This window comes from Rhizobium sp. X9 (assembly GCF_018873185.1).
In the GTDB taxonomy this organism is placed as follows: domain Bacteria; phylum Pseudomonadota; class Alphaproteobacteria; order Rhizobiales; family Rhizobiaceae; genus Agrobacterium; species Agrobacterium oryzihabitans.
The window spans coordinates 1,743,435-1,769,100 of sequence record NZ_CP071311.1 but is presented as its reverse complement, the minus strand read 5'-3'; the positions used below and the strand labels follow the sequence as shown (position 1 = coordinate 1,769,100).

The window sequence follows — 25,666 nt, the reverse complement described above, 5'->3', positions numbered from 1 at the left end:
TGGCGGAGCCGGTTGCTTTTTTGCGCTGATTCCGTTAAACACCGCGCCAACTCGCGACATCCCAAGCGACTGGCGCGGATTTCCCTTAGGGAAGGGAGATCCGGGTTCAGTCGTTTTGACTTGTCACGGACATCAATTTTGAACTGGCGGTCGTGTCGGCCGCTCGAATGGAATCACCACTTGCCGGATGGCAACTGGAACCAAGGAGAAGAGACGTGGCACGTATCGCTGGCGTCAACATCCCGACCGCGAAGCGCGTTGTTATTGCGCTGACCTACATTCACGGGATCGGTCCGAAATTCGCGCAGGAAATCATGGAAAAGGTCGGTCTTCCGGCTGACAAGCGCGTCCATCAGCTGACGGATGCTGAAGTTCTTCAGATCCGCGAAGCCATCGACCGCGACTACCAGGTCGAAGGCGACCTGCGTCGCGACACGTCGATGAACATCAAGCGTCTGATGGACCTCGGCTGCTACCGCGGCCTGCGTCACCGTCGTGGCCTTCCGGTCCGCGGTCAGCGCACGCACACCAACGCCCGCACCCGCAAGGGTCCGGCGAAGGCTATCGCTGGTAAGAAGAAGTAATTTTCCGGTTCTCCGGAAAGGGGAGGCTGGTGCGGTCTGCGCCAGCCTTTCTGAGTTTGGCGTGAAGCCCGGATACGGGTCGATCGCCGGTGTAGCCGCTGGTGTTACGGCGGTGAAGAGATCAATGAAAGGTATAAAATGGCCAAGGAAGCCGCACGTGTTCGCCGTCGCGAACGTAAAAATATCACGTCGGGCGTCGCGCACGTCAACTCGACCTTCAACAACACGATGATCACCATCACCGACGCACAGGGCAATGCCATTGCCTGGTCGTCTGCTGGTGCCAAGGGCTTCAAGGGTTCGCGCAAGTCGACCCCGTTTGCTGCCCAGATCGCTGCTGAAGATTGCGCGAAGAAGGCTCAGGAACACGGCATGAAGTCGCTTGAAGTTGAAGTTTGCGGTCCGGGTTCCGGCCGTGAATCGGCACTTCGCGCTCTGCAGGCTGCCGGTTTCATGATCACTTCCATTCGCGACGTGACGCCGATCCCGCACAACGGTTGCCGTCCGCGCAAGAAGCGCCGCGTCTGACGCGACCGTGGTTCGGAAATTCCGCCTTGTCCTCAGGTCAGGCGGAATTTTCGTGTATCTGGCGTGTGCGCGTCGATTTCAATCGACGGACTTGCGCTCAAGAACCCACTGATGAACCGCTGAATTAGGTTCCTCTCAGTGTTTTCATGCTCGGTCCGTCACGATTGGATGGTGGCGGCGAACGGAAGGTTTAAAGATGATTCAGAAGAACTGGCAGGAACTTATCAAGCCGAACAAGGTCGAGTTCACCTCGTCCAGCCGCACCAAGGCAACGCTGGTTGCCGAGCCGCTGGAGCGTGGTTTCGGTCTTACCCTCGGCAACGCGCTGCGTCGCGTTCTGTTGTCTTCTCTGCGCGGCGCCGCTGTGACGGCTGTGCAGATCGACGGTGTTCTGCACGAATTCTCCTCCATTCCCGGCGTTCGGGAAGATGTGACGGATATCGTGCTTAACATCAAGGAAATCGCCATCAAGATGGATGGTGACGATTCCAAGCGCATGGTCGTGCGCAAGCAGGGCCCGGGTGCCGTAACCGCTGGTGACATCCAGACGGTTGGCGACATCGAGATCCTGAACCCCGACCACGTGATCTGCACGCTGGACGATGGCGCTGAAATCCGCATGGAATTCACCGTCAACAACGGCAAGGGTTACGTACCGGCTGAGCGCAACCGCGCGGAAGATGCCCCGATCGGCCTCATTCCGGTGGACAGCCTCTATTCTCCGGTCAAGAAAGTGTCCTACAAGGTGGAAAACACCCGTGAAGGCCAGGTTCTCGACTATGACAAGCTGATCATGACGATCGAGACCAACGGTTCGGTTTCCGGCGAAGATGCCGTTGCCTTTGCCGCTCGCATTCTTCAGGACCAGCTGGGCGTCTTCGTCAACTTCGACGAGCCGCAGAAGGAAGCAGAAGAAGAATCGGTCACCGAACTTGCGTTCAACCCGGCGCTTCTCAAGAAGGTCGACGAGCTGGAGCTGTCGGTTCGTTCGGCAAACTGCCTGAAGAACGACAACATCGTTTACATCGGCGACCTGATCCAGAAGACCGAAGCCGAAATGCTTCGCACGCCGAACTTCGGTCGCAAGTCGCTGAATGAAATCAAGGAAGTTCTCGCTTCCATGGGCCTGCACCTCGGTATGGAAGTACCGGCATGGCCGCCTGAGAACATCGAAGATCTCGCCAAGCGTTACGAAGACCAGTACTAACAATCAAAAAGGCAGACCCTTTAAAGACTGCCTTTCCCCGTCAAACAGCAGGTAAGTCACCTGCATGTGCCAGGAAACGGCAGGCCTTAGAGAAGGAACCTGCGTAGAAGGAGAATAGCAATGCGCCACGGAAATTCAGGCCGCAAGCTCAATAGAACCGCCAGCCACCGTAAGGCAATGTTTGCCAACATGGCTGCTTCGCTCATCACCCATGAGCAGATCGTAACCACGCTTCCCAAGGCGAAGGAAATCCGCCCGATCGTCGAGCGTCTCGTCACCCTCGGCAAGCGCGGCGACCTGCACGCTCGTCGTCAGGCGATCTCGCAGATCAAGGATCAGGACGCTGTTCGCAAGCTGTTCGACGCGATCGCTTCGCGTTACGCAACCCGCAATGGCGGCTACCTGCGCATCATGAAGGCCGGCTTCCGCCAGGGCGACAACGCGGCTCTCGCCGTCGTTGAATTCGTCGAGCGCGACGTTGACGCCAAGGGCGCAGCCGACAAGGCTCGCGTTGCTGCAGAAGCTGCTGCTGCCGAAGCCGCATAAGGTCTGACGCCGTTCAGGCGTCGTGAGTTAAAAAAGCCGGGCGAGAGATCGCCCGGCTTTTTGCGTCCTTAATGGCCTTTCGATCTTGAAGGAAGTTTTCCGTTTCGGACGACGTATGTTCGAGCAACACTCGACTTTAACTTCGAAATGGCCGGTTGTAGTAAACGTCGGTCCCGTCATCCTTCTCAATCAAGTCGGCAGTACGTTGAAGCAGCCAACGAATACCGTCGTCATCGCTGCCGAACTCGGCATTCGATTTGTTCCAGAGTTTTCCAATCAAACTGTTTGGGATATCTGGGCGCAGTGTGGATCGCAAAAATGCGAGGAGTTCATTGCGTTCCGTTTTTGTCAGATGCATGAGACCAAAAAGCAGTACCGCGTCGAGACTTTCAAACAACTCGAAGTCCTGGATCATATAGCTTGTGAACTTCAAGAAAACGGTGGGCGGGGTGACGTTCTTCCTCATTGGCTCATCGTTTCTGGGGTAAGCCGTATTGATATAAAAGCCGTTCGGGCGGTCGCGATCATGGATAATCTGCACGCCAACCTCGTAGGCAACGCGCAAATATGCTTCTGAGTACGGCGTCTCTCTAAAACCCTCGACACCTGTGCGATGGCCGAATCTCGTTATTAGAAAAGCTTGTTGCAAGATACCTGAGGAGACAAGCCTTACAGTTTCGATATTGCGAGCAATAGTTTTATTCACAAAGTAATCAGTATCTCCATAACTGTCGAAGCTGCCGTTTCGATACATAACGAAGGGTCGAGGCATCCACCATCTTGCTGGAGGTCCCATCCGCAGTAGTATTTCCATATCGGTTTTGCCGACATGGTATCGTAGCGTATGCGCGCCACGGTAGTTTTCTTCCTTGCGTAAATCTACCTTCGGGGTATTTTTTTCCGAAGAAGGAACTTCGTCTTGCGAGCCCGAATGATTGACTGCAGTCCATTCTCCACCGCGTGGATCACCTGCGGGTATTCTGGGTTGATCTGGATTGAAATTGGCCTTTGTTCGGTGAATCTGCAGACGGGCATAAGATAAATACAGGCGACAGATTTTGAGTTTTCTTTCAAGCTTCTCCACAGCTGGTAGTCTCCAAGTTCATAGAACTAACGAGATTAAATCTGTTTTTAGCGACGTGGAAAAAATGGCTGTGATTAGGCATGGAATAAGGACCCCGCACATGGGGTGATCGGCGTCCAAACGGGACCCCCATCTGCAATGGGGTTACAACAGCCTCCGGTTTCATCGGAGGCTTTTTGTTCGGATGCTTATTGTGGAAACAATTCTGAAGATACGGCGGCTAGCCCATGTTCAGGGCAAGTCGATCAAGGCGATCTGCCGGGAGTTGGGCATATCGCGGAAAGTGGTGCGGAAGGTTTTGCGCACCGATGAGACGGAGTTCAAATACGAACGGACCCGTCAACCTCAGCCGAAGCTCGGCCCCTGGCGCGGTCAGCTCGATGGAATGCTCCTCGCCAATGAGGCCAAATCTTCTCGCGAACGGCTGACACTGATCCGGATATTCGAGGACTTGCGCGACCTCGGCTACGAGGGCGGTTACGACACAGTCCGGCGTTACGCCCGAACATGGGCGAAGGAGCGCGGGTCCGTGACGGCGCAAGCCTATGTGCCGCTCTATTACGCGCCGGGCGAGGCCTACCAGTTCGACTGGAGCCACGAGATTGTCGTGCTGAACGGCGTGACGACGACGGTGAAGGTTGCGCATATCCGGCTCTGCCACAGCCGGATGATGTATGTGAGAGCCTATCCGCGCGAGACGCAAGAGATGGTCTTCGACGCCCATGACAGGGCGTTCGCTTTCTTCGGCGGGGCCTGCACGCGCGGCATCTATGATAATATGAAGACCGCGGTGGAGACGGTCTTCGTCGGCAAGGAACGGCAATACAATCGCCGCTTCCTACAGATGTGCAGCCATTACCTGATCGAACCGGTGGCCTGCACGCCGGCGTCGGGGTGGGAGAAAGGCCAGGTCGAGAACCAGGTCAATCTGGTGCGCGAACGCTTCTTCACGCCGCGACTGCGCTTCAAATCCTACGATGAACTGAATGGCTGGTTGCTGGACAAGTGCATCAGTTACGCCCGCGCTCATAAGCACGTCGATCAGACGGAGCGCACGATCTGGGAGGTGTTCGATGCGGAGCGGCCGCACCTGGTCGGCTATCCCGGCAAATTCGACGGCTTCCACGCTGTGCAGGCCTCGATCGGCAAGACCTGCCTCGTGCGTTTCGACAACAACAAATACTCGGTACTGTCTACGGCAGTCGGCCGCCCTGCCGAGATACATGCCTATGCAGATCGCATCGTCATCCGGCAGGATGGCGTGGAAATCGGCCAACACGATCGCTGCTTCGGCCGTGGCGAGACGATCTATAATCCCTGGCATTACGTGCCGGTCCTGACCCGCAAACCGGGAGCACTGCGCAACGGTGCGCCGTTCCACGACTGGGTTTTGCCCGCCGCCATGGAGAAGGTGCGCCGCCGGCTGAAGGCAATGCATGACGGCGACCGGCAGATGGTGTCGATCCTCGAATGCGTGGGCCTGGACGGGCTCCCCGCCGTCGAAGCGGCCTGCCAGGAGGCGATCGATCAGGGCGTGTTCTCGGCCGCCGTCATCATCAACATTCTGGCCCGCAAGCGTGATCCGCAGCCGGCCGCCATCCTTTCCATCCCCGATGCGCTTCGCCTGACCCATGAGCCTCTGGCCGACTGCGCCCGTTACGACAGCCTGAGGAGGGCAAGCTGATATGGAACGATCCCAAATCCTCGACATGATGGGCACGCTGAAGCTGTTCGGCATGCGTAGCGCCTATGACGAGATCATGGCCTCCGGCATCAAGCGACAGCACGAACCGCCGCGCATCGTCGGTGACCTGCTTCAGTCGGAGATCGCCGAGAAGCAAGCGCGCTCCATCAAATACCAAATCACCGTCGCCAAACTGCCGCTGGCCAAGGACATCGACGACTTCGACTTCACCGACACGCCGGTCAACGAAGGCCTGGTGCGCCAACTCGCAACCGGGGCCTTCCTCGCCGAGCAGCACAATATCGTTCTGGTCGGCGGAACCGGCACGGGAAAGTCTCACCTGTCCATCGCCCTTGCTCGTGCTCTGATCCGCAATGGCGCACGCGGCCGCTTCTTCAACGTCGTCGACCTCGTCAATCGGCTCGAGACGGAGGCACGTAGCGGCAAACAGGGACGGCTGGCCGACTTCATCACCAGGCTCGACTTCGTCATCATGGACGAACTGGGCTATCTCCCATTTGCCCAGGCGGGCGGCCAGCTCCTCTTCCACCTCATCAGCAGGCTCTACGAGCGGACGTCCATCATCGTCACGACGAACCTGGCCTTCGGCGAGTGGCCGGCCGTATTCGGCGACGCCAAGATGACCGCCGCTCTGCTCGACAGGCTCACCCACCATTGCGAGATCGTGGAAACCGGGAACGAATCCTGGCGCTTTAAAAACCGCTCTCAAAGCTCACATGAGGATTTCGTCGTCAAGATCAATCATCGTTTCATAGCGTGCCCCTTCGATTTCGTATCGAACCCATGGTCTGAGCCACCTTGCTTGACGCGGCACGTTTCCTTCACCGGTTCAAACTCACATACGGTCGCCGTTTTGTCCGGCAGCACCATTATCCCGCTTGCGTAGCGGCAAGGCTCAGGAGAACGGGACCAATCTAAAGCGCGGCATTTGAAGCCCGACTTCGAGGCGGTTCGCTCACCTGGATCCGCCAGGAGTGATCAGTCCTGGAAGATTGTGTGTTCGGCAATTTTTTGGTTGTCAGGCGGTCTTCATGACAGCCCCCTCGATGAGAACACCCGCAGTGACAAATTTCCACAGTGCGATAAGGAGTTTGCGCGCCAAGGCAACTATCGCGGCTTTCTTTAAGCGTCCACCATTCGACTGAACCCGATCCACAAACCAACGGCTGAGCGCTGATGCTGGCTGATTGCGTAGCCACAGCCACGATAGTTGGATCATCGTAGTGCGCAGCCGAGGGTTCCCTGCCTTTGAGACACCCTGCTCGTGGTCGATGGTCCCGCTCATCCATGGGGTTGGTGTCAAACCGGCATAGGCGGCAATCTGCCGCCTATTATCAAAATGCCGGGACAGGGCTTCGGTCCAAAGAACGGCGGCAAATTCAGCGCCAACACCCTTCAAGGACAGCAGCATCGCTGCGGGCGAGGTTGCCTCAACCGCTGGCTGGTCCTCCATCGATAGAAGAGAATTACGCTCGCTCTCCACTGCAGCGATCTGCTCTAGCAGCAACTCGAGACGGTCGAGTTCCCGATTGATTTGAGCCTTCAAGTGTTTCGGTAACTCACGCCCATCTCCAGTCTGAAGCTCCTCCAGCCGCTGACGGCGATCTTTACGGAGCGGCTGATAGCCGCTGACGCCTTGAGTAAAGAGTAGCCCCTTCACGCGATTGACATGCCTGACCCGCTCAGCAATCAAAACTTTGCGTTCCCGGCAAATCCGACGCCGATCTTCGTCACTCGGATCTGGCGCTCTGACCATCGCACATACGCGTGGCTCGCCGCGCTTGAACGCGAGCAATGTGCGCGTCAGAGCCTCTCCATCGATCTTGTCGGTCTTAGCACGCCGACGTCGACGGGAAGTCGCGATCGAAGCTGCGTCGACGACGTAACTCTCGATGCCGTGAGCCTCCAGCACGCGGTGTATCCAGAAGCCGTCCAATCCTGCCTCCTGGATCGTTACGATGGGAAATAATTTCCCTGTTCTCAATCGCGCCTTCTGCTGTAGCTGCTCAAATCGTTCCAGCAACTCGGCTACATTGCCACCGGCCACTACATGCTTCGACATCTTCTCGCCGCTGCCTGGCGACAACGAAGTGATCAACCAGGTCGATCGGCTCAGTTCCAATGACACAAAAATTGCGCCAAGATCGATGCGGACAGCGGTCGGTTGAATGGATGCAGGTTCCATAAACTGCTCCTCCTGAGCGAGTGTTTAGATGCAACCTCACTCTGCCAGAGCGGCGGCCGCTGTTCACTCCTCATGGGATCTAAAGCCGAAAAGACAAACAACCCGCGCCCGCAGGCCCTTGCGCTAAATGGAGAGCCCCGGGCCTACGCGCGCTGACCCGATGCAACTAGAGGCAGGGGTCCCTTTTGGGAGCCGATAAGGGGTCCCGTTACGACGCCGATTGACAGGATAGTGGCGAATGCGCACATCCAGCAGCCGCCATGCCTGAATGATGTAACTGCCGACGGCGGCATACATGAAACCGGAGAACAGCGGCACGCCGAGGACTTTGCTATAGGCGAAATCCGGATAGGACCATGACTGGATGGCGCTCGATGTCTTGAACACTTCCAGTCCGAAGCCGACGATATGGAACAGCAGGATGGCCTTGGCCTCGTCAAGCGTTTCGAGCCTGCTCCAGATCATGAAGAACTGGATGCCGAGCGCAATGATCAGCAGCACGTCATATCGGGGAATGCCGAGCACACCGCCATGCGGTACCACGAAGATGGAGACGAAGAACAAGCCCGCGAACATGCAGGCGCGGGCTTCCTTGATGCCGAAATACAGAAACTCTACGATAAAACGCCGGATGCCCTTGAGTTCGCCCCAGGGATAGGTATCGCAGAGGAGATTGTCCAGGACGGAGAGGCGGCTTGCGGCCGTGCTTGTTGATGTGCTCATTTCCGTCCCCGATCTCACTTCGTTACCTTTCATACGAAAACCCGGAGGAAGCCGTATGGGCCTGCCGCGCGTATCCCCATCTTATTTCGCCCGCATCCGGCTTCTGGCGGGGGCTATGGCGGTGATCGTCTGCGGCCTTTGCCTGCGCAGGTTCGGTTACGACGTGGGACTGCCGTTCGTGGCGGTAAAATATGGCGGATCCGTGCTCTGGGGAGCGATGGTGTATCTGCTGCTGGCGGCCGCCTTTCCCTCCCGCTGGCACGGCTATGAGGTTCACATCGCCATTCTTGCCGTCGTTCTTGTAGAACTTATCCGGCTTGTTCATTTCCCGGCGCTGGATGCGTTTCGTGCTACGACGGCCGGCGCTTTGCTGCTCGGCCGTGTTTTTTCGCTGTGGAATATAGTCTGTTATATCGCGGGGATTGGGGCCGCCGCCATTATGGCCGGACGGGTCTGGCGCGCTTCGCCCTCTTCATCGACATGATCGATGGCCGCACGAGCCGATACCCGAGCAGCACCACCATCGTGCTGATATAAAACACAGGCTCCAGCGTGATCGATTTTCGCGCCAGCACGAAATGCAGCACGCCGACGATGAGCACGAGATAGACGAGTTTGTGCAGTGTGTTCCAGCGGCTGCCGAGCTTGCGGATGGACCAGCGGTTGGAGGTGAGCGCCAGCGGAACGAGCATGAGAAGCCCGGCCATGCCCAGCATGATATAGGGCCGCTTCAGAATATCACCGGCGATGGAACTGATGATCAGGCCGCGATCCAGCACCAGATAGACGGTGAAATGGGCCAGCACATAATAGAAGGCGATCAGCCCCAGCGCGCGGCGATAGGCGATGAGATTGATGTTGAACAGGTCGCGCAGCGGCGTCACGAGCAAGCCCAGACACAGGAAGCGCAGCGCCCAGATGCCGAGCAGGTGCTCGAAATCCTTGACCGGATTGAAGCCGAGGCCGCCGGTTGCGGCGAGATAGAAATACCAGAGGCCCGGACAGAGGCCGATGACATAAAGCGACCAGATGGCCGCCGGCTGGTAACGCTTCGGCAGCGAGGGAAGCGGCAGGGCGAAGGCCATGGTCAGTAATTCGCTTTCAGATCCAGCCCGGTATAAAGGCTTGCCACCTCATCATAACCGTTGAACATCAGGGTCGGGCGGTTCTGCGTGCCGAAAAAGCCGCCTTCGCCGATGCGCTGTTCCGTTGCCTGGCTCCAGCGGGGATGGTCGACATGCGGATTGACGTTGGAATAGAAGCCGTATTCACGGGCGTTGGAGTTTTTCCAGGTGGTTTCCGGCTGTTCCTCGACAAGCGAGATCCGCACGATGGATTTGATGCCCTTGAAACCATATTTCCAGGGAACGACGAGGCGGATCGGCGCGCCATTCTGGTTCGGCAATGTCTCGCCATAAAGGCCAACGGCGAGGATGGTGAGAGGATGGCGCGCTTCATCGAGGCGCAGGCCCTCGACATAAGGCCAGGACAGAGGCTGGAAGAGGCCGCTCTGGCCCGGCATTTCCTCGGGCCGCACCACGGTTTCGAACGACACGTATTTCGCGCTGCCGAGCGGCTCCACCTTGTCGAGAAGGGCGGCGAGTGGGAAGCCGATCCATGGAATGACCATCGACCAGCCCTCGACGCAGCGCATGCGATAGGTGCGCTCCTCCAGCGGATATTTCATGAGGTCTTCGATGGCGAATTCCTGTGGCTTGGAGACGAGGCCGTCCACCTTCAACGTCCAGGGATTGGGCTTGAATTTGCCGGAGTTTTCCTTGGGGTCGGATTTTCCAACGCCGAATTCGTAGAAATTATTGTAGCTGGTGACCGCATCGAGCGGGGTGAGCTTTTCATCCAGCTTGTACGCACCGGCTGTTGCCGACAGCGGTGCGGCAATCGCCTCGCGGCCAGCCAGCCCTACTGCCGCAAGCCCTGCCGCCGTGCTGAGGAAGCCGCGTCTGGAGAGGTAGACATTCTTTGGCGTGATTTCTCTTGCCGCGATTACGGGCGGACGATAGGCGGGCATTCAAACCTCCACAAAAGCCGGGTGCATCGGCGATAAATCGATTATGATAGCCAATACGGTCGCTGCACAGATATGTTTCAGCGCTCTGTGTAAAAACAACGATGGGACGGCGGAAATCGCGCATTTGTGATGAGATGCCACCCGAATTGCCGGACATAGATGGAGCGTACCGTACCGAACCGTACTGTTTTGCCCGAAGGTGACAGTGACAGGGCTTGCGGTTTGCGCTAGAAAAACCGCAAAATGGGGCAGGGGGCATTTGACCGCTTCGGCGGAAATGCGCTTTTCTGCCATGAGATCGAGGAAAACACCATGCCAGCCTATCGCTCCAGAACGACAACCCACGGCCGCAACATGGCGGGCGCGCGCGGCCTTTGGCGCGCCACCGGCATGAAAGATAGCGATTTCGGCAAGCCGATCATCGCGGTGGTCAATTCCTTCACCCAATTTGTGCCCGGTCACGTGCATCTGAAGGACCTTGGCCAGCTTGTTGCCCGCGAAATCGAGGCGGCAGGCGGCGTCGCCAAGGAATTCAACACCATTGCGGTCGATGATGGTATCGCCATGGGCCATGACGGCATGCTGTATTCGCTGCCTTCGCGCGAAATCATCGCGGATTCGGTGGAATATATGGTCAATGCCCATTGCGCCGACGCGATGGTGTGCATTTCCAACTGCGACAAGATCACGCCCGGCATGCTGAATGCGGCGATGCGCCTGAACATTCCCGCCGTCTTCGTTTCCGGCGGCCCGATGGAAGCGGGCAAGGTCGTCCTGCATGGCAAGACGGTCGCGCTCGATCTGGTCGACGCCATGGTCGCGGCTGCCGACGACAAGATTTCCGACGAGGACGTCAAGATCATCGAGCGTTCCGCCTGCCCGACCTGCGGTTCCTGTTCCGGCATGTTCACGGCCAATTCAATGAACTGTCTGACCGAGGCGCTGGGTCTGTCCTTGCCCGGCAACGGCTCGACGCTCGCCACCCATTCGGATCGCAAGCGCCTTTTCGTCGAGGCCGGCCATCTGATCGTCGATCTGGCCCGCCGTTATTACGAGCAGGATGATGAAACCGTCCTGCCGCGCACCATTGCCAACAAGGCGGCATTCGAAAACGCCATGTCACTGGATATTGCCATGGGCGGCTCCACCAACACGGTGCTGCATATTCTGGCGGCCGCGCATGAGGGCGGCGTCGATTTCGGCATGGAAGACATCGACCGTCTTTCGCGCAAGGTTCCCTGCCTTTCCAAGGTTGCGCCCGCCAAGCAGGACGTGCACATGGAAGATGTTCACCGCGCCGGCGGTATCATGCGTATTCTCGGCGAGCTGGAGCGTGGCGGTCTTATCAATCGAGACACCTATACGGTGCACGAGGCGACGCTGGGCGACGCCATCGATCGCTGGGACATTACCCGCACCAACAGCGAAACGGTGCGGCAGTTCTTCAAGGCGGCGCCGGGCGGCGTGCCGACGCAGGTGGCCTTCAGCCAGTCCTCGCGCTGGGACGATCTGGACACGGATAGCGACAACGGCGTCATTCGTTCGGTCGAAAAGCCTTTCTCCAAGGATGGCGGTCTGGCCGTGCTTTACGGCAATATCGCGCTCGACGGCTGCATCGTGAAGACGGCGGGTGTCGACGAATCCATCCTGAAATTCACCGGCCCGGCCGTCGTTTACGAAAGCCAGGATGCGGCGGTGAAGGGCATTCTAGGCAATGAGGTCAAGGCGGGCGACGTCGTCGTCATCCGTTACGAAGGGCCGAAGGGCGGGCCGGGCATGCAGGAAATGCTCTATCCGACCAGCTACCTCAAGTCCAAGGGCCTCGGCAAAGCCTGCGCGCTGATCACTGATGGTCGTTTCTCCGGCGGTACTTCGGGCCTCTCCATCGGTCACGCCTCGCCGGAAGCGGCGCAGGGCGGCGCAATCGGCCTCGTACGCCAGGGCGATCTCATCGAGATCGACATTCCGAACCGTACGATCAACCTCAATGTGCCGGATGCGGAACTCGCGTCGCGTCGCGCCGAACAGGAAGAGCGTGGCTGGAAGCCGGAGGCGCCGCGCAAGCGTAACGTGACGACGGCGCTGAAGGCCTACGCCGCTTTTGCGTCCAGCGCGGACAAGGGTGCCGTTCGGATCTTGCCGGAGTAAGCGCCTTTTCGGCGGTTTCGGGCAAGGGCGAAGGTGCGCAACCTTCCTCCGTCATCCTCGCCTTGAGGCGAGGATCCATAAGCCGTGAACGCCATGGATCCTCGGGACAAGCCCGAGGAAGACGTTGAATGTGAGGATAGATCTATCATCCTTGACCAGCCGCCCTTTCGGGGCGGCTTTTTATTGCGCTTTTGGCGAATGCTGCTCGCGGTTCAGAAACAGAATCAATTGCCTCAGAGCTTGATTCTTAAAGCCGGCGCAACCCGCTGTTTTACCGTTGTAAATTCGAAAACTCCCGGCCGGATGCCCGCTATCCCCGCGGTCACGTTGGAGTGATTTCGTCCAGCGGGGCTTTTCCACGGCGTGGTGATTGCTAACTTCAACAGCATGAAAAGAAGAACCGCACTCGCCCTCATTGCGTCCCTGCCTGTTGCCCATCTTGCCCGCGCGCAAAGCGCCGGCAACGGCGTCCGTTTCGAACCATTGCTGCGGAATGCGGATGCGCTTTCGAGCCTCAAGGCCGTCATCGTCAGTGTCGATGGCGGGGAGGTGGCCAGCCGCGCCTATCATGGCGCCGGCCTCAACGGTTCCACCAACATCAAGTCGGCCTCGAAATCGGTCATTTCGGCGCTGGTCGGCATGGCGATCGATCGCAAGATACTTGATGGGGCCGACCAGCTGATTGCCACTATTCTGCGCGGTGATTTTCCGCAGAACCCCGATCCGCGTCTGGAAAGGGTGACAATCGGCAACCTGCTTTCCATGCAATCGGGTCTGGAGCGCATGTCCGGGCCGAATTACGGTCGCTGGGTCGCCAGCCGCAACTGGGTGCGGATGGCTCTGGGGTCTGGGTTTGCCGGAGATCCGGGCGGCGGCATGCTTTATTCCACCGGCTCCACGCATCTGCTTTCGGCGATATTGACCAAGGCATCCGGCCGCTCGACGCTCTCTCTGGCGCGCGACTGGTTCCGGCCGCTGGAGGGTTTCGCCATCGGCGGCTGGGAGCGTGATCCACAGGGCATCTATCTCGGCGGCAACCAGATGGCGATGACGGCGCGCTCGCTGCTTGCCTTTGGCGAGCTCTACCGGCTGGGCGGGGTGACGCCGGGCGGCGAGCGGCTGATTTCGCAAAGCTGGATCGACCAATCCTGGCAACAGCGCACCAATTCCGTCTTTAACGGCGATGGTTATGGTTATTGCTGGTTCATCAAGGAGATGGCGGGTTCGACGGTCTATTATGCCTGGGGTTATGGCGGGCAGATGCTTTATATCGTACCCGCCAAACGACTTTCCGTTGTCATGACCTCACGCGAGGACGCGCCTTCGGCCAGAACCGGCTATCGCGACCAGCTGCACGAGCTGATGGAGAACATCATCCGCGTGGCGTGACAATCAAAGCGGTCTGTTGATGCTCTGGAACGCTTCGCCGAGCTTGTTCATGTGTTCCTCGTAAGCGCCGGTGAGGCAGGCGACATCCGCCGCGCATTCCTGGCGCCTCTTCAGCCATTGGCTCTGTTCGTCACGCAACGTGTCGCGTGCGCCCATCGCCATCAGCTGGGTGAGGATGTCGAAGGTGGTGGCCATCTTCACATCCTGGTCGTTGAGGGCGCGGTTGTCGCAGATCGCCTTTTCGTCCGCCGCAAGATCGGGTTTCGTGCAATCGAAACTTGCCGCGCTGGCCGGCGAAACAAGAGCGGAGAAGGCGAGGATAATGCTGGAGGCAAGAAGTGTGCGTTTCAGATGCATGGGGCGTCTCTTTTGAGGACAGTCTGGTGGGTGAAACCGAAAAACAGCGTGGTTGGTTCCAACTGCCGGCGCTTGTCCCCGCACCGAAATGGCCGGCCATCATCTTGCCGCTCTTTGCTTTACAGGCTTTGACGTTATAACTCCATCATACTGATGACCATGAGGAATCACATGCGAAGCGTGTTGAAGTATCTGTCCACCGGCTTTCTTGCCGCGCTCGTTCTCCTGCCCATGGGCGCGCAGGCGCAGGACAACAGGGCCGTGCCGTCGAGCCACACGGAAATGCAGCTGTCCTTTGCGCCGCTGGTCAAGCGTACCGCAGGGGCTGTGGTGAACGTCTATGCCGAGCGTGTCGTGCAGCGGCGTCTTTCCCCCTTTGCTGGCGATCCTTTCTTCGAGCAGTTCTTCGGACAGCAGATGCCGAACCGCACGGAAAAACAGTCATCGCTCGGATCGGGTGTGATCGTCACCGCCGGCGGCCTCGTGGTGACCAACAATCACGTCATCGACGGTGCTGACGACATCAAGGTGGCGCTGGCGGATGGGCGCGAATTTTCCTCCAAGGTGCTGTTGAAGGACGACCGCATCGACCTCGCCATTCTACAGATCGATGCAAAGGAACAGTTTCCGGTGCTGTCGCTCGGTAATTCGGATGCGCTTGAGGTCGGCGATCTCGTTCTTGCCATCGGCAACCCCTTCGGTGTCGGCCAGACGGTGACGAGCGGCATCGTTTCCGGCCTTGCGCGCAACCAGGTGACGCAGGGCGATTTCGGCTTCTTCATCCAGACAGATGCTTCCATCAACCCTGGTAATTCCGGTGGTGCGCTGATGAACATGGCGGGTGAGCTGATCGGCATCAACACTGCCATCTTTTCCAAGGGCGGTGGGTCGAACGGCATCGGTTTTGCCATTCCCGCCAATCTGGTCCGGGTGTTCGTCGCTGCCGCCGAGCGGGGAGATGCGAGTTTCCAGCGGCCCTATATCGGCGCAACCTTCGATCCCGTGACCTCCGATGTCGCCGAGGCGCTCGGCCTGCACCGCGCCCGCGGCGCGCTCGTCGTCAGCGTCGTCAAAGGCGGCCCGGCCGAAAAGGCGGGCATTGAGCCTGGGCAGGTCGTCACCGCCGTCAATGGTTTCGAGGTCGAGCATCCGGATGCACTCGGTTATCGCCTGACGACCGCCGGCATCGGCAAATCCGCCGAACTGACTGTGATGGACAAGGGCAAAGAGAAAAAGGTGACCATCGCGCTTGATACGGCGCCGGAAACCGCGCCGCGCGACGAGCGGCTGCTCGAGGGCCGCAACCCCTTTGCTGGTGCCACTGTCGCCAATCTCTCGCCGAAGCTTGCCGATGAGCTGCGCATGCCTTCGCAGGTGACCGGCGTTGTCATCACCGACGTGAAGCGCGGCTCGCCGGCCTATCGCGTCGGCTTCCAGCCGAAGGATGTCATCCTGTCGCTGAACGGTGCGGATATCGGCTCCACGGCTGCGGTCGAGAGGGCGCTGGATGACAATCCCGGTTTCTGGCGGGTGGAAATCCTGCGCGACGGTCAGCGTATCCGGCAGTTCCTGCGATGAGCGACGACCTCTTTGCCCCGCAAGTGCCCGTGGAGGTCGCCAACCGGCGGCCTCTTGCCGATCGCCTGCGTCCGAAGACGCTGGCGGAGGTGAGCGGGCAGCCGCATCTGACGGGCGAAGAGGGCGTTTTGCGCCGCATGATCGATAGCGGTTCGCTGGGGTCGATGATCTTCTGGGGGCCGCCCGGAACCGGTAAAACGACGGTTGCCCGCCTGCTTTCCGGCGAGGCTGGTCTGGCTTTCGAGCAGATATCGGCGATCTTTTCCGGTGTCGCGGATCTCAAGAAGGTTTTCGAAGCGGCGCGCACGAGGCGGATGAATGGGCGGCAGACACTGCTTTTCGTCGACGAGATTCACCGTTTCAACCGCGCCCAGCAGGACAGCTTTCTGCCGGTCATGGAGGATGGCACCATCATTCTGGTGGGCGCGACCACCGAGAACCCGTCCTTTGAACTCAATGCCGCTCTTCTGTCGCGCGCGCGGGTGCTGACCTTCGGCTCGCACGACGAGGACAGCCTCAGCGAACTTCTGAAGCGCGCCGAGGAGGCGGAGCAAAAGCCCCTGCCGCTGACAGAGGAAGCCCGTGCGAGCCTGATCCGCATGGCCGATGGCGATGGGCGCGCCGTGCTGACGCTTGCCGAAGAGGTCTGGCGTGCCGCGCGCAAGGATGAGACTTTCGATACCGAAGGCCTGACGCGCATCGTGCAGCGCCGTGCCCCGGTTTACGACAAGAGCCAGGACGGCCACTACAATCTCATTTCCGCGCTGCATAAATCCGTGCGTGGTTCGGACCCTGATGCGGCACTTTATTACCTCGCCCGCATGTTCGATGCCGGCGAAGACCCGCTTTATCTGGGGCGGCGGCTGGTGCGCATGGCTGTTGAGGATATCGGCCTTGCCGATCCGCAGGCGCTTGCCGTCTGCAACGCCGCCAAGGACGCCTATGATTATCTGGGCTCACCGGAAGGCGAGCTGGCGCTGGCGCAGGCCTGCGTTTATCTCGCCACTGCGCCGAAATCGAATGCCGTTTATACCGCCTTCAAATCGGCGATGCGGGCGGCCAAGGAAAACGGTTCGCTGGTGCCGCCGAAGCATATCCTCAACGCGCCGACCAAGCTGATGAAGGGCGAGGGCTACGGCGACGGCTACCGTTACGACCATGACGAGCCGGATGCCTTTTCAGGGCAGGATTATTTCCCGGAAAAAATGGGGCGCACGACCTTCTACGATCCGCCCGACAGGGGTTTCGAGCGGGAAATCCGCAAGCGTCTCGACTGGTGGGCGAAGCTGCGCCGCGAGCGCGGTTCGCGTTAAGCGCCGTCTTCACAAAAAGAATCAGGCGCTTGCCAAAATGAGTCGCAAAGCCGCAGCATCCATTTGTTTTTAAACGGAAATCAGGACGCTTTGCGGTGCTGCATGGCCTGCGCCGGCGCTGGCAGCATCTTGACCGAGGATTCCGCCAGGCCGCTATGCCCTTCCGCATCGATCACCAGATGCCAGTGCATTGTCTCGGGAATGCTGATGCGGATCGGTGATTTTTTCGCGACGCCACCGAGATATTTGAAATCGAGCAATTCGGTAAAACGCTGGAAATTCGCGCTCGTCATCAGCCGTACATTGTTGACGGCCGACAGGGAGATTTCAATGGTCGTCCCAGCCCGCAATTCCTTCAGGTCATAATGCGTAAAGCGGAAATTCGGCCGTGCCATCGCGCGCCTCCCAATACCGTATATTTTGGCAGATGAGGATAGGACCTCAGGGTTAACGAGCCCTTTAAAGCCGCAGGGCAGTTGTCGGATTTCGGGCTGCCGTGGCGTTCTTGACCGACTGCGAAGAGTATTGGCGGGGCTCAGAAAGCCGTTATGGGATAGTACTAACGTATAACATGCGTATTTAATGATAATAAATTTTTCAACCTTAACATCGTCTGGTCGAAGTGCCGTCAGCGGCGTTGGGGGGAATATGAAAAACGTTACGATATCTATGCGCCTTTATGCGCTCGTTGCATTGTTTCTGGCAATATTGACCGCAGCGCTGACATTCAGCCTCTTCGAAACCTTCCATGAAATGGAGCGCGAGCGCAAAGCGGGGCTTGCATCCATGAACGAAACAGCTGTCGCCATTCTCGAACAATATTATCGTCTGGAGCAGAGCGGCGCCCTGACGCGGGAGGCAGCGCAGCAGCAGGCCAAGACCACGATCGCGGCGATGCGTTATGGCAATGGCAGCGGCTATTTCTGGATCAACGACATGCATCCCAAGATGGTGATGCATCCGATCAAGCCCGAGATGAACGGCACCGATCTAACCGCCAACAAGGATCCGAACGGCAAGGCGCTGTTCGTTGAATTCGTCAATACGGTGAAGGCGGGAGGCCAGGGCTTTGTCGACTATTACTGGCCGAAGCCCGGCGCGCCCGACCCTGTCGAGAAATTCTCCCATGTCGCCGGTTTCGCGCCCTGGGGATGGATTGTCGGTACCGGTGTCTATGTCGACGATCTTGAGGCGGTTTTCTGGAGCGACGCCTATTTCAATATCGGACTGTGCATCTTGTCCGCCCTTCTGGTGATCGGCGTGGCCGCAGCCGTCGTGCGCAGCGTAACGCGGCCGATCGATCTTATCCGCCAAAGCATGAAGCGGATCGCGGATGGTGACGGCGAGGCCGAAATCCAGTTTGCCGACCGTCGCAACGAAATCGGCGCCATTGCTAAGACCTTGCTGGTGCTGCGCGACAGCGTCAATGAACGCAGCGCCCTGCAGGCCCGCGAGGCGGATCAGCAGCGGGCATTGGAAGAGGCGCGGCACGGCAATGAGATGGTTCTGCGTTCCGCATCCGAACGTCAGGCCCATGCCATGAATGCTCTCGGCAACTCGCTGGAAGCGCTCGCCAATGGTGATCTGACCGTCGAGCTTGTCGATATCGGCGCCGAATATGAAAAGCTGCGCATGGACTTCAACCGGGCCGTCGGCGCGCTGCATGGCGCCATCGAGGCGATTGCCAGAACCGGCGATGTCGTCAATGACAGTGCTGCCGATATCAGCGGCGCAACCGGCAATCTCTCGCGCCGGACAGAACAGCAGGCGGCGGCGCTGGAGGAGACGGCAGCGGCTCTCGACGAGATCACGGCCACGGTGCGCACCGCTTCCGAGCGTGCCAATGAGGCGCGGCAGATGGTGCAGGACACGAAAACGAGCGCCGGGCGCTCCGGCGAGATCGTGCGCAATGCCGTCGACGCCATGGGCCGTATCGAGGACTCGTCCAAACGTATCGGGCAGATCATTTCCGTCATCGACGAAATCGCTTTCCAGACCAACCTTCTGGCGCTGAATGCCGGCGTGGAGGCTGCAAGGGCGGGCGAGGCGGGGCGCGGTTTTGCCGTGGTGGCGCAGGAGGTGCGCGAACTTGCGCAACGCTCCGCCAATGCCGCCAAGGAGATCAAGACCCTTATCAACCGCTCTGCGGAAGAGGTCGGCGGCGGTGTGGCGCTCGTGCGCTCCACGGGCGATGCGCTGGACGAGATCGTGGAACTGGTCAATCGCGTCGAGGGCCACGTCAACTCCATCGCCACGGCGGCGCGGGAGCAGGCGACGGGCCTGCAGGAGATCAATACCTCCGTCAACCACATGGATCAGATGACGCAGCAGAATGCCGCTATGGTGGAAGAGACGACGGCAGCCAGCCAGACGCTTGCCGAGGAGAGCCACCAGCTGCGCTCGCTGTTGTCACGCTTCGAACTCGGACAGGGAGCGGGACGCGAGGTTTCAAGGGCGGCGTGATTTTGTCTGTTTCGGGCAAACTGGAGGGCGTGGTTTTGGCTGCGCCTTTGGGTGACTGACAAGCTCTCTTCACACTCGACGTCATCCTCGGGCTCGACCCGAGGATCTACAACCGGGCGTGACCATGGATCCTCGGGTCAAGCCCGAGGATGACGGAGGAGAAGTTTGCGCGCTGGGTGACGGAAGGAGAGGTTTCGGTGCTGGATGTTGGAGGAGAGGCTTCAGCATTTCTGTCATCGCCTTCGAGCCAATTTCGATCGCGACTCCTTCATCTGCAGCGTCACGCACCACCCAGGTTCGTTATTTCCCGCAACCAATAAGGTTTCGTTTACCTCATTTCTTTAAAATTTATCCTGTATTGCCGCGAGTAGCGGCCGCTGAAGGTACAGGTTCTCGTATGGCGTATGTTTCCCTTCCGCGTCGTCTTGTGACGTTGCTGATGATTTCCACGGTTATGGTTTCGTGTTCGGCGGAAGGCCTCGTGCCGCCGGCCGAGGTTGATGGCACCACGCGTGTCAGCGCCATCCGCTCGTCGCGGCAGCAGGGCTACAGCGCGCCATCAGGAGCCGTCTATCAGGCCGAGCGGGTCGGGCAGTCCTCCGATTATCCCGCCGCCGTGTCTCAGCCGATGCCGGAGCCTTACGCCTCGCAGGATCCCCTGCTGCAATCGCCGCAGGGCGGGCAGGGTTACTCAACGCTTGATACCCAGCATCAAGCGCGCATGGCGGCAAGCGGCCACAGCGTACCGACCCAGACCATGCAAAATCAGGCCATGCCCAACCAGCAGGTCGCCTCCAGCCAGATCGCCGAAGGCGAGGGGGTGAACATGGATTCCATGCTGGGCGTGGAGCCGGTGCGCGGGCTTGCGGAAGAGCAGGATGCCGATATTGCCGAGGGCGTTTCGGAGCAGCCGGTGGTGGATGGTATCGGCACCGACAATCCGGTCGCAGTCGCTCCGCCGCGCCGGCAGCAGAGCGCCGGGCAATCGCGGCTGATACCGCCGCCACCCGTTGGCGCGTCTTCCCGCCGCCAGCCGGTGGAGGAGGTGGCCATGTTGATGCCAAACGACCCCATGGCGCGGGGTGGGCCGCAAAGCGATCGCTCCATGCCGCCCGGCGTCATGCCGCCCTCTGAAGTCGCCTGCCGCTCCGAACTGCGTCGCCTCGGTGTTGCTTTCCGCGATGTGGCCCGCATTGCCGATGGTCCGACCTGCGGCATCGACTATCCTATCGAACTTAGCGGGCTCGCCAGCGGCGTTGCCATCCGCCCGGCGGTGAAGCTCAATTGCCAGGTCACGCTTGCCTTCGCCAAATGGGTGAAGTTCGAACTCGTGCCATCCTCGCGCTTCCGTTATTTCTCGGGCGTTGGCCGCATCACGCCGATGGGCGGTTATTCCTGCCGCAAGATGAATTCGCGCTCCAGCAACCCGTGGTCCGAACATGCGCGCGGCAACGCCATCGATATCGGCACCATCACGCTGAAGAATGGCAAGGAGATCGACGTTCGCAGCAAGAGCTTCTTCGCCTTCCGCGAGAAAGCGCTGCTGAAGGCGGTGAGGTCCGATAGCTGCAAATATTTCTCGACCGTTCTCGGGCCGGGCAGCGATCCCAATCACTGGAACCATTTTCACTTCGACCTGCGCACCCGCAAGTCAGGTTATAGGCATTGCGATTAGCGGATTTCAAAGGGTGTTCAGCTTCATTTCCCAGTATTCCGGCGCTGAGCCGGAATCCGGTCGAGGCAGCTCTCGCGTGGCGGGAAGAGTCTTTTCAGCCCAAGGACTTGGGCTGGCTGGATTCCGGCTCAAGGCCGGAATGACGGAGGTGGGGGAGGCGGCTGCATGAGAAGCTCCGCTTGCCTACTCTCGGTCTTCGCAAAAAAAGACCGGCCCGAAGGCCGGTGAAGAAGACTGCCTTATCGGGGGGATATCGGCGTCTTTGCAAGGGCATGCAATGGGACATGGTCCCAAGAAGCGGTCCATCCGGCGCGGGATAGGCGGCAAAAGACATCGCGCCGTACTGACCTGCGGCCAACATGGCTTGCCGCCCGTCTCTGATACGCTATGAGGGTCACATGTTTGTGACAACGGACCCCGGGAGCCCACCTTCATGCCCCCTGTTTCAGAGATAATGGTCTTTGCCGCGGCGCTTGCGGCGGCTGGCGTGATCGCCGGTCTTCTGGCGGGGCTGTTCGGCATCGGCGGCGGCGCGGTGCTGGTGCCCGTCTTCTACCATGTCTTTGGCCTTCTGGAGGTGCCGGAGGCGGTGCGCATGCATCTTTCGCTCGGCACGTCGCTTGCCATCATCGTGCCGACATCCATCCGTTCGTTTCTGACGCATCGCCAGAAGGGCGCGGTCGATATCGATCTGCTGAAGGGCTGGATCGTCGCCGTGCCGCTCGGCACCATCCTCGCATCTGTCGTGGCCGCCCATGCCTCCAGCGTCGCGCTCCGGCTGATCTTCGCCTTCATCGCGCTCGCGCTCGCCTTCCGGATGATCTTCAACCGGGCGAGCTGGCATCTTGGTTCAGACCTGCCGAATAATCCGGGTCGTTTTCTGGTGGGCACGGGCATCGGGCTTTTTTCCGGCCTGATGGGCGTTGGCGGCGGGGTGATGAACAATACCTTCATGACGCTCTACGGACGCACCATCCATCAGGCGGTTGCCACGTCTTCCGGTGTCGGTGTGCTGATTTCGCTGCCGGGTCTCCTGGGTTACATCTGGGCCGGCTGGGGCGATGCGGGCCTGCCGCCATTTTCCACCGGCTTCATCAACTGGATCGCCGTGGTGCTCCTGATCCCCATCACGCTTGTCGTTGCGCCCTATGGCGCGCGGCTGGCGCATGCGCTCAGCAAGAAGCAGCTGGAACGGGCCTTCGGTGTGTTTCTGGTCTTCGTCGCAGCGCAGTTTTTCTATAGCGTCTACGGCTGATTTTCCTTCCCTGCCGAACGCAGTGTTCAGGCCCCTGGACTGGCATTGGACTGGCATTTGCGCGTTCCACGGCCTATATGGCGTGCATCTTACTCGGTTTTTCGAAAGATTCGCGATGAATGCCATTGTTTCGATACGGAATCTGACCAAATCCTACGCAAATGGCTTTCAGGCGTTAAAGGGTGTCAGCCTCGATATCAGAGAGGGCGAAATCCTTGCCCTTCTCGGGCCGAATGGCGCCGGAAAGACCACGCTGATCTCCATCATCTGCGGTCTCGTCAATCCGGGCGAGGGGTCGGTGTTTGTCGGCGGGCATGACGTGGTGAAGGATTTTCGCCAGACCCGCGCCCTGATCGGCCTCGTGCCGCAGGAGCTGACGACCGACCAGTTCGAGACCGTTTGGAACACCGTCAGCTTCTCGCGCGGCCTGCACGGGCAGAAGAAGAACCCGGAGCTGATCGAGCGTATTCTGAAATCCCTGTCGCTCTGGAGCAAGAAGGACAATATGCTGCGGGAGCTTTCCGGCGGCATGAAACGGCGCGTGCTGATTGCCAAGGCGCTGGCGCACGAGCCGAAGGTTCTGTTCCTTGACGAACCCACCGCCGGCGTCGATGTGGCTCTGCGCCGCGACATGTGGAATGTGGTTTCCGAACTGCGCGCCAAGGGCGTCACCATCATCCTGACAACGCATTATATCGAGGAGGCGGAAGAGATCGCCGACCGTGTCGGCGTGATCAATGGCGGCGAATTGCTGTTGGTGGAAGAAAAGACGGCGCTGATGAAGAAGCTCGGCCGCAAGCAGCTTTTCCTTGAGCTTGCGCATCCCGTCGAGAAATTGCCGGATAGTCTTTCGGCTTTCGGCCTGACGCTTTCGGACGACCGCTGCACCGTCACCTATGAAATCGAGGATAATGGCGAGCAGGGACGAATCGCCGATCTTCTCAGCGCTCTTTCCGCCGCCAACATCCATTTCAAGGATATTTCAACGCGGCAGAGTTCGCTTGAGGATATCTTTGTTTCGCTGGTGGGAGGCCAGAAATGAACTTCGAAGCCATCAAGGCCATCTACCTGTTCGAAATGGCGCGTACCCGCCGCACCCTGTTGCAGAGCGTGGTATCGCCGGTCATCTCCACCTCGCTTTATTTCATCGTCTTCGGAACCGCGATCGGTTCGCGGATTCAGGAGGTTGGAGGGGTTTCCTACGGCGCGTTCATAACGCCCGGTCTCATCATGCTGACGCTTCTGACGCAATGCATCAGCAACGGCTCCTTCGGCATCTATTTTCCGAAATTCACCGGCACGGTCTACGAGATTTTGTCAGCGCCCGTATCGATGACGGAAATTGTCGCCGGTTATGTGGGGGCGGCGGCGACGAAAGGCCTGATGATCGGCACGATCATCCTGATAACGGCATCCTTCTTCGTGGATATCACCATCGCCCATCCGTTCATGATGATCCTGTTCTTCGTGCTGACGGCGGTGAGCTTCAGCCTGTTCGGTTTCATCATCGGCATCTGGGCGACGAATTTCGAGCAGCTGAACCTCATCCCCATGCTGGTGGTGCCGCCTCTGACCTTCCTCGGTGGCAGCTTCTATTCCATCGACATGCTGCCGCCCTTCTGGCAGACGGTCAGCCATTTCAATCCGGTGCTGTATCTCATCAGCGGTTTCCGCTGGAGCTTCTACGAGATCGCCGACGTCAATCCCGTCATCAGCCTTGCGATGATCACGCTGTTTCTCGCGATCTGCCTTGGCGTCGTCAGCTGGATGTTCAAGACGGGTTACAGGCTGCGCAACTGAGGTTTCAGCGCTTCAGTTACCCATTTCACGCCCGGCTCACGCCGGGCGTTTTCGTATTCACGACACAGGCATGCGGGGATCACGCAACCTGCTTCTGTGCCACGTCTTCCACAACCTCGCCCTTCAGATGGGAGACGAGGTCCTTGATCGTGACGATGAGCAGGCCGTGGCGCTCGGCGAAGACCTTGAGCTGCGGCAGGCGGGCCATGGTGCCGTCATCATTGGCGATTTCGCAAATGGTCCCGCAGGGGTATTTGCCGGCGAGGCGGCACAGGTCCACCGCTGCTTCGGTGTGGCCGGTGCGACCGAGGACGCCTTGAGGATTGGCGCGCAGCGGGAAGATATGGCCGGGGCGGGCGAAGTCTTCCGGACGCGAACCTTCCGACACCAGTGCACGCACGGTATTGGCCCGGTCCGCCGCCGAAATGCCTGTCGTGGTGCCGGGAATATAGTCCACCGACACGGTGAAGGCCGTCTTGAGGGATTCGGTATTGCGCGACACCATCAGCGGAATGTCGAGCGCATCGAGACGCTCGCCCGGCATGGCGACGCAGATGAGCCCGCGCGCATGGTTCATCATGAAGGCGATCTGCTGCGGTGTGATGCTGTCGGAGGCGGCGATGATATCGCCTTCATTTTCGCGATCCTCGTCGTCAACGACAATCACCATCTCGCCACGGGAAATGGCTTCGATCGCGTCTTCAATTCTAGCAATGGTCATTTTCTTTCAAGCCTTTCAAGGGTTATGCCGTTTTGCGGCATTTTCGCGCTTCGAGAAGCGCCAAATATCCCTTGGGCGAACAATGCAATGCGAAGCCCGCAGAGCGCGGGCGTCAATGCCTTGTCCTCTTCCATCCGGACTATACCGTCGGCTCCGGCCTCTCACCGGATCTGCTGACCTTTCGGTTTTGGAGGCCGAAAGCGCTCGCGGGCTCCGGGAAAATCCCGATACCGCCGGTGGGGAATTGCGCCCCGCCCTGAGAACATTGCCAACATAATTTATCAATCAAGGGGGAATCAAGGGGCAATGCTGCGCTGCGACAGGTGATCGGCGAAAAGAATATCCGATTATTTCCTGACCGGGGAAATTCCTTTCA

The 25,666-nt window shown here is 59.2% G+C and carries 22 protein-coding genes, 2 pseudogenes and 1 riboswitch; of the genes and pseudogenes, 16 read left to right on the top strand and 8 right to left on the bottom strand.

Going from position 1 to position 25,666, the window contains the following annotated elements:
- Nucleotides 1-215: 215 nt before the first annotated feature.
- The 4 genes from rpsM to rplQ all read left to right on the top strand — a co-directional run bounded on the left by rpsM (nt 216) and on the right by rplQ (nt 2,865).
- Entirely contained in the window at nt 216-584 is a 369-nt protein-coding gene (gene rpsM / locus JZY08_RS08670; RefSeq protein ID WP_003495222.1) for a 30S ribosomal protein S13, read from the top strand.
- Nucleotides 585-722: 138 nt separating this feature from the next.
- Nucleotides 723-1,112, top strand: coding sequence for a 30S ribosomal protein S11 (gene rpsK, locus JZY08_RS08665; protein WP_003495225.1), 390 nt, complete (start codon nt 723-725; stop codon nt 1,110-1,112).
- A gap of 196 nt (nt 1,113-1,308) precedes the next feature.
- Complete coding sequence (locus JZY08_RS08660; RefSeq protein WP_003495228.1) at nt 1,309-2,319, top strand: DNA-directed RNA polymerase subunit alpha; 1,011 nt, start codon at nt 1,309-1,311, stop codon at nt 2,317-2,319.
- Between the two features lie 120 nt (nt 2,320-2,439).
- Entirely contained in the window at nt 2,440-2,865 is a 426-nt protein-coding gene (gene rplQ / locus JZY08_RS08655) for a 50S ribosomal protein L17 (protein ID WP_003495230.1), read from the top strand.
- A gap of 136 nt (nt 2,866-3,001) precedes the next feature.
- Here rplQ and JZY08_RS27555 read toward each other — a convergent pair whose 3' ends face one another.
- Nucleotides 3,002-3,949, bottom strand: coding sequence for a hypothetical protein (locus JZY08_RS27555; protein ID WP_253204005.1), 948 nt, complete (start codon nt 3,947-3,949; stop codon nt 3,002-3,004).
- 184 nt (nt 3,950-4,133) lie between these two features.
- Between JZY08_RS27555 and istA the strand changes: the two are divergent.
- Nucleotides 4,134-5,693, top strand: a pseudogene (istA, locus tag JZY08_RS08645) (IS21 family transposase).
- Nucleotides 5,635-6,540 (top strand): IS21-like element helper ATPase IstB, encoded by a 906-nt coding sequence (istB, locus tag JZY08_RS08640; protein WP_246669768.1) that lies wholly within the window; start codon nt 5,635-5,637, stop codon nt 6,538-6,540. Before istA ends, istB begins: the two are co-directional and overlap by 59 nt.
- 132 nt (nt 6,541-6,672) lie before the next feature.
- On the opposite strand, the gene JZY08_RS08635 is transcribed toward istB, so the two are convergent.
- A complete protein-coding gene (locus tag JZY08_RS08635; protein ID WP_072495381.1) occupies nt 6,673-7,839 on the bottom strand; it encodes an IS110 family transposase in 1,167 nt (388 codons plus the stop codon).
- A 225-nt stretch (nt 7,840-8,064) separates the two neighbouring features.
- Nucleotides 8,065-8,562: pseudogene (locus JZY08_RS08630) on the bottom strand (DUF817 family protein); the annotation flags it as partial.
- Between the two features lie 55 nt (nt 8,563-8,617).
- Here JZY08_RS08630 and JZY08_RS08625 point away from each other — a divergent pair.
- Entirely contained in the window at nt 8,618-9,046 is a 429-nt protein-coding gene (locus JZY08_RS08625) for a DUF2809 domain-containing protein (protein WP_216329928.1), read from the top strand.
- Here JZY08_RS08625 and msrQ read toward each other — a convergent pair.
- Both msrQ and msrP read right to left on the bottom strand, forming a co-directional pair.
- The gene (gene msrQ, locus JZY08_RS08620) at nt 9,000-9,647 is read right to left on the bottom strand and encodes a protein-methionine-sulfoxide reductase heme-binding subunit MsrQ (protein ID WP_216329927.1); all 648 of its coding nucleotides are present in this window, start codon (nt 9,645-9,647) and stop codon (nt 9,000-9,002) included. The genes JZY08_RS08625 and msrQ overlap by 47 nt on opposite strands.
- A gap of 2 nt (nt 9,648-9,649) precedes the next feature.
- Nucleotides 9,650-10,591: a protein-methionine-sulfoxide reductase catalytic subunit MsrP gene (gene msrP / locus JZY08_RS08615; RefSeq protein ID WP_216329926.1), complete on the bottom strand. Its 942-nt coding sequence runs from the start codon at nt 10,589-10,591 to the stop codon at nt 9,650-9,652.
- Nucleotides 10,592-10,903: 312 nt separating this feature from the next.
- Here msrP and ilvD point away from each other — a divergent pair, with 312 nt between their 5' ends.
- Complete coding sequence (gene ilvD, locus JZY08_RS08610) at nt 10,904-12,739, top strand: dihydroxy-acid dehydratase (RefSeq protein ID WP_003495241.1); 1,836 nt, start codon at nt 10,904-10,906, stop codon at nt 12,737-12,739.
- A 387-nt stretch (nt 12,740-13,126) separates the two neighbouring features.
- Entirely contained in the window at nt 13,127-14,128 is a 1,002-nt protein-coding gene (locus tag JZY08_RS08605; protein ID WP_216329925.1) for a serine hydrolase, read from the top strand.
- 3 nt (nt 14,129-14,131) lie between these two features.
- Here the strand turns inward: JZY08_RS08605 and JZY08_RS08600 are convergent, their stop codons facing one another.
- Nucleotides 14,132-14,485 carry a lysozyme inhibitor LprI family protein gene (locus JZY08_RS08600; RefSeq protein ID WP_216329924.1) on the bottom strand — a complete coding sequence of 118 codons (354 nt, stop codon included), beginning with the start codon at nt 14,483-14,485 and terminating at the stop codon, nt 14,132-14,134.
- 171 nt (nt 14,486-14,656) lie between these two features.
- Between JZY08_RS08600 and JZY08_RS08595 the strand changes: the two genes are divergently transcribed.
- Nucleotides 14,657-16,063: a DegQ family serine endoprotease gene (locus JZY08_RS08595; protein WP_035242340.1), complete on the top strand. Its 1,407-nt coding sequence runs from the start codon at nt 14,657-14,659 to the stop codon at nt 16,061-16,063.
- Nucleotides 16,060-17,376, top strand: a complete 1,317-nt coding sequence (locus JZY08_RS08590) for a replication-associated recombination protein A (RefSeq protein WP_216329923.1) — start codon at nt 16,060-16,062, stop codon at nt 17,374-17,376. Before JZY08_RS08595 ends, JZY08_RS08590 begins: the two co-directional genes overlap by 4 nt.
- An 80-nt stretch (nt 17,377-17,456) precedes the next feature.
- Here the strand turns inward: JZY08_RS08590 and JZY08_RS08585 are convergent, their stop codons facing one another.
- Complete coding sequence (locus JZY08_RS08585; RefSeq protein ID WP_216329922.1) at nt 17,457-17,771, bottom strand: DUF1883 domain-containing protein; 315 nt, start codon at nt 17,769-17,771, stop codon at nt 17,457-17,459.
- 253 nt (nt 17,772-18,024) lie between these two features.
- Between JZY08_RS08585 and JZY08_RS08580 the strand changes: the two genes are divergently transcribed.
- The 5 genes from JZY08_RS08580 to JZY08_RS08560 all read left to right on the top strand — a co-directional run bounded on the left by JZY08_RS08580 (nt 18,025) and on the right by JZY08_RS08560 (nt 24,569).
- Nucleotides 18,025-19,839 (top strand): methyl-accepting chemotaxis protein, encoded by a 1,815-nt coding sequence (locus JZY08_RS08580; protein WP_216329921.1) that lies wholly within the window; start codon nt 18,025-18,027, stop codon nt 19,837-19,839.
- Nucleotides 19,840-20,236: 397 nt separating this feature from the next.
- Nucleotides 20,237-21,514 (top strand): extensin family protein, encoded by a 1,278-nt coding sequence (locus JZY08_RS08575; RefSeq protein WP_216329920.1) that lies wholly within the window; start codon nt 20,237-20,239, stop codon nt 21,512-21,514.
- 433 nt (nt 21,515-21,947) lie between these two features.
- Complete coding sequence (locus tag JZY08_RS08570; protein WP_216329919.1) at nt 21,948-22,769, top strand: sulfite exporter TauE/SafE family protein; 822 nt, start codon at nt 21,948-21,950, stop codon at nt 22,767-22,769.
- 115 nt (nt 22,770-22,884) lie between these two features.
- Nucleotides 22,885-23,811 (top strand): ABC transporter ATP-binding protein, encoded by a 927-nt coding sequence (locus JZY08_RS08565; protein WP_216329918.1) that lies wholly within the window; start codon nt 22,885-22,887, stop codon nt 23,809-23,811.
- Nucleotides 23,808-24,569 carry an ABC transporter permease gene (locus tag JZY08_RS08560; protein WP_003495259.1) on the top strand — a complete coding sequence of 254 codons (762 nt, stop codon included), beginning with the start codon at nt 23,808-23,810 and terminating at the stop codon, nt 24,567-24,569. Before JZY08_RS08565 ends, JZY08_RS08560 begins: the two co-directional genes overlap by 4 nt.
- A 79-nt stretch (nt 24,570-24,648) precedes the next feature.
- On the opposite strand, the gene ribB is transcribed toward JZY08_RS08560, so the two are convergent.
- Complete coding sequence (gene ribB, locus JZY08_RS08555) at nt 24,649-25,290, bottom strand: 3,4-dihydroxy-2-butanone-4-phosphate synthase (protein ID WP_216329917.1); 642 nt, start codon at nt 25,288-25,290, stop codon at nt 24,649-24,651.
- A 118-nt stretch (nt 25,291-25,408) separates the two neighbouring features.
- Nucleotides 25,409-25,558: riboswitch (FMN riboswitch) on the bottom strand.
- Nucleotides 25,559-25,666: the final 108 nt, after the last annotated feature.

Coding starts and splice junctions, on each gene's coding strand:
- rpsK (WP_003495225.1), top strand. CDS start 723: ATGGCCAAGGAAGCCGCACGTGTTCGCCGTCGCGAACGTAAAAATATC.
- JZY08_RS08660 (WP_003495228.1), top strand. CDS start 1,309: ATGATTCAGAAGAACTGGCAGGAACTTATCAAGCCGAACAAGGTCGAG.
- rplQ (WP_003495230.1), top strand. CDS start 2,440: ATGCGCCACGGAAATTCAGGCCGCAAGCTCAATAGAACCGCCAGCCAC.
- istB (WP_246669768.1), top strand. CDS start 5,635: ATGGAACGATCCCAAATCCTCGACATGATGGGCACGCTGAAGCTGTTC.
- JZY08_RS08635 (WP_072495381.1), bottom strand. CDS start 7,839: ATGGAACCTGCATCCATTCAACCGACCGCTGTCCGCATCGATCTTGGC.
- JZY08_RS08625 (WP_216329928.1), top strand. CDS start 8,618: ATGGGCCTGCCGCGCGTATCCCCATCTTATTTCGCCCGCATCCGGCTT.
- msrQ (WP_216329927.1), bottom strand. CDS start 9,647: ATGGCCTTCGCCCTGCCGCTTCCCTCGCTGCCGAAGCGTTACCAGCCG.
- msrP (WP_216329926.1), bottom strand. CDS start 10,591: ATGCCCGCCTATCGTCCGCCCGTAATCGCGGCAAGAGAAATCACGCCA.
- ilvD (WP_003495241.1), top strand. CDS start 10,904: ATGCCAGCCTATCGCTCCAGAACGACAACCCACGGCCGCAACATGGCG.
- JZY08_RS08605 (WP_216329925.1), top strand. CDS start 13,127: ATGAAAAGAAGAACCGCACTCGCCCTCATTGCGTCCCTGCCTGTTGCC.
- JZY08_RS08600 (WP_216329924.1), bottom strand. CDS start 14,485: ATGCATCTGAAACGCACACTTCTTGCCTCCAGCATTATCCTCGCCTTC.
- JZY08_RS08595 (WP_035242340.1), top strand. CDS start 14,657: ATGCGAAGCGTGTTGAAGTATCTGTCCACCGGCTTTCTTGCCGCGCTC.
- JZY08_RS08590 (WP_216329923.1), top strand. CDS start 16,060: ATGAGCGACGACCTCTTTGCCCCGCAAGTGCCCGTGGAGGTCGCCAAC.
- JZY08_RS08585 (WP_216329922.1), bottom strand. CDS start 17,771: ATGGCACGGCCGAATTTCCGCTTTACGCATTATGACCTGAAGGAATTG.
- JZY08_RS08580 (WP_216329921.1), top strand. CDS start 18,025: ATGAAAAACGTTACGATATCTATGCGCCTTTATGCGCTCGTTGCATTG.
- JZY08_RS08575 (WP_216329920.1), top strand. CDS start 20,237: ATGGCGTATGTTTCCCTTCCGCGTCGTCTTGTGACGTTGCTGATGATT.
- JZY08_RS08570 (WP_216329919.1), top strand. CDS start 21,948: ATGCCCCCTGTTTCAGAGATAATGGTCTTTGCCGCGGCGCTTGCGGCG.
- JZY08_RS08565 (WP_216329918.1), top strand. CDS start 22,885: ATGAATGCCATTGTTTCGATACGGAATCTGACCAAATCCTACGCAAAT.
- JZY08_RS08560 (WP_003495259.1), top strand. CDS start 23,808: ATGAACTTCGAAGCCATCAAGGCCATCTACCTGTTCGAAATGGCGCGT.
- ribB (WP_216329917.1), bottom strand. CDS start 25,290: ATGACCATTGCTAGAATTGAAGACGCGATCGAAGCCATTTCCCGTGGC.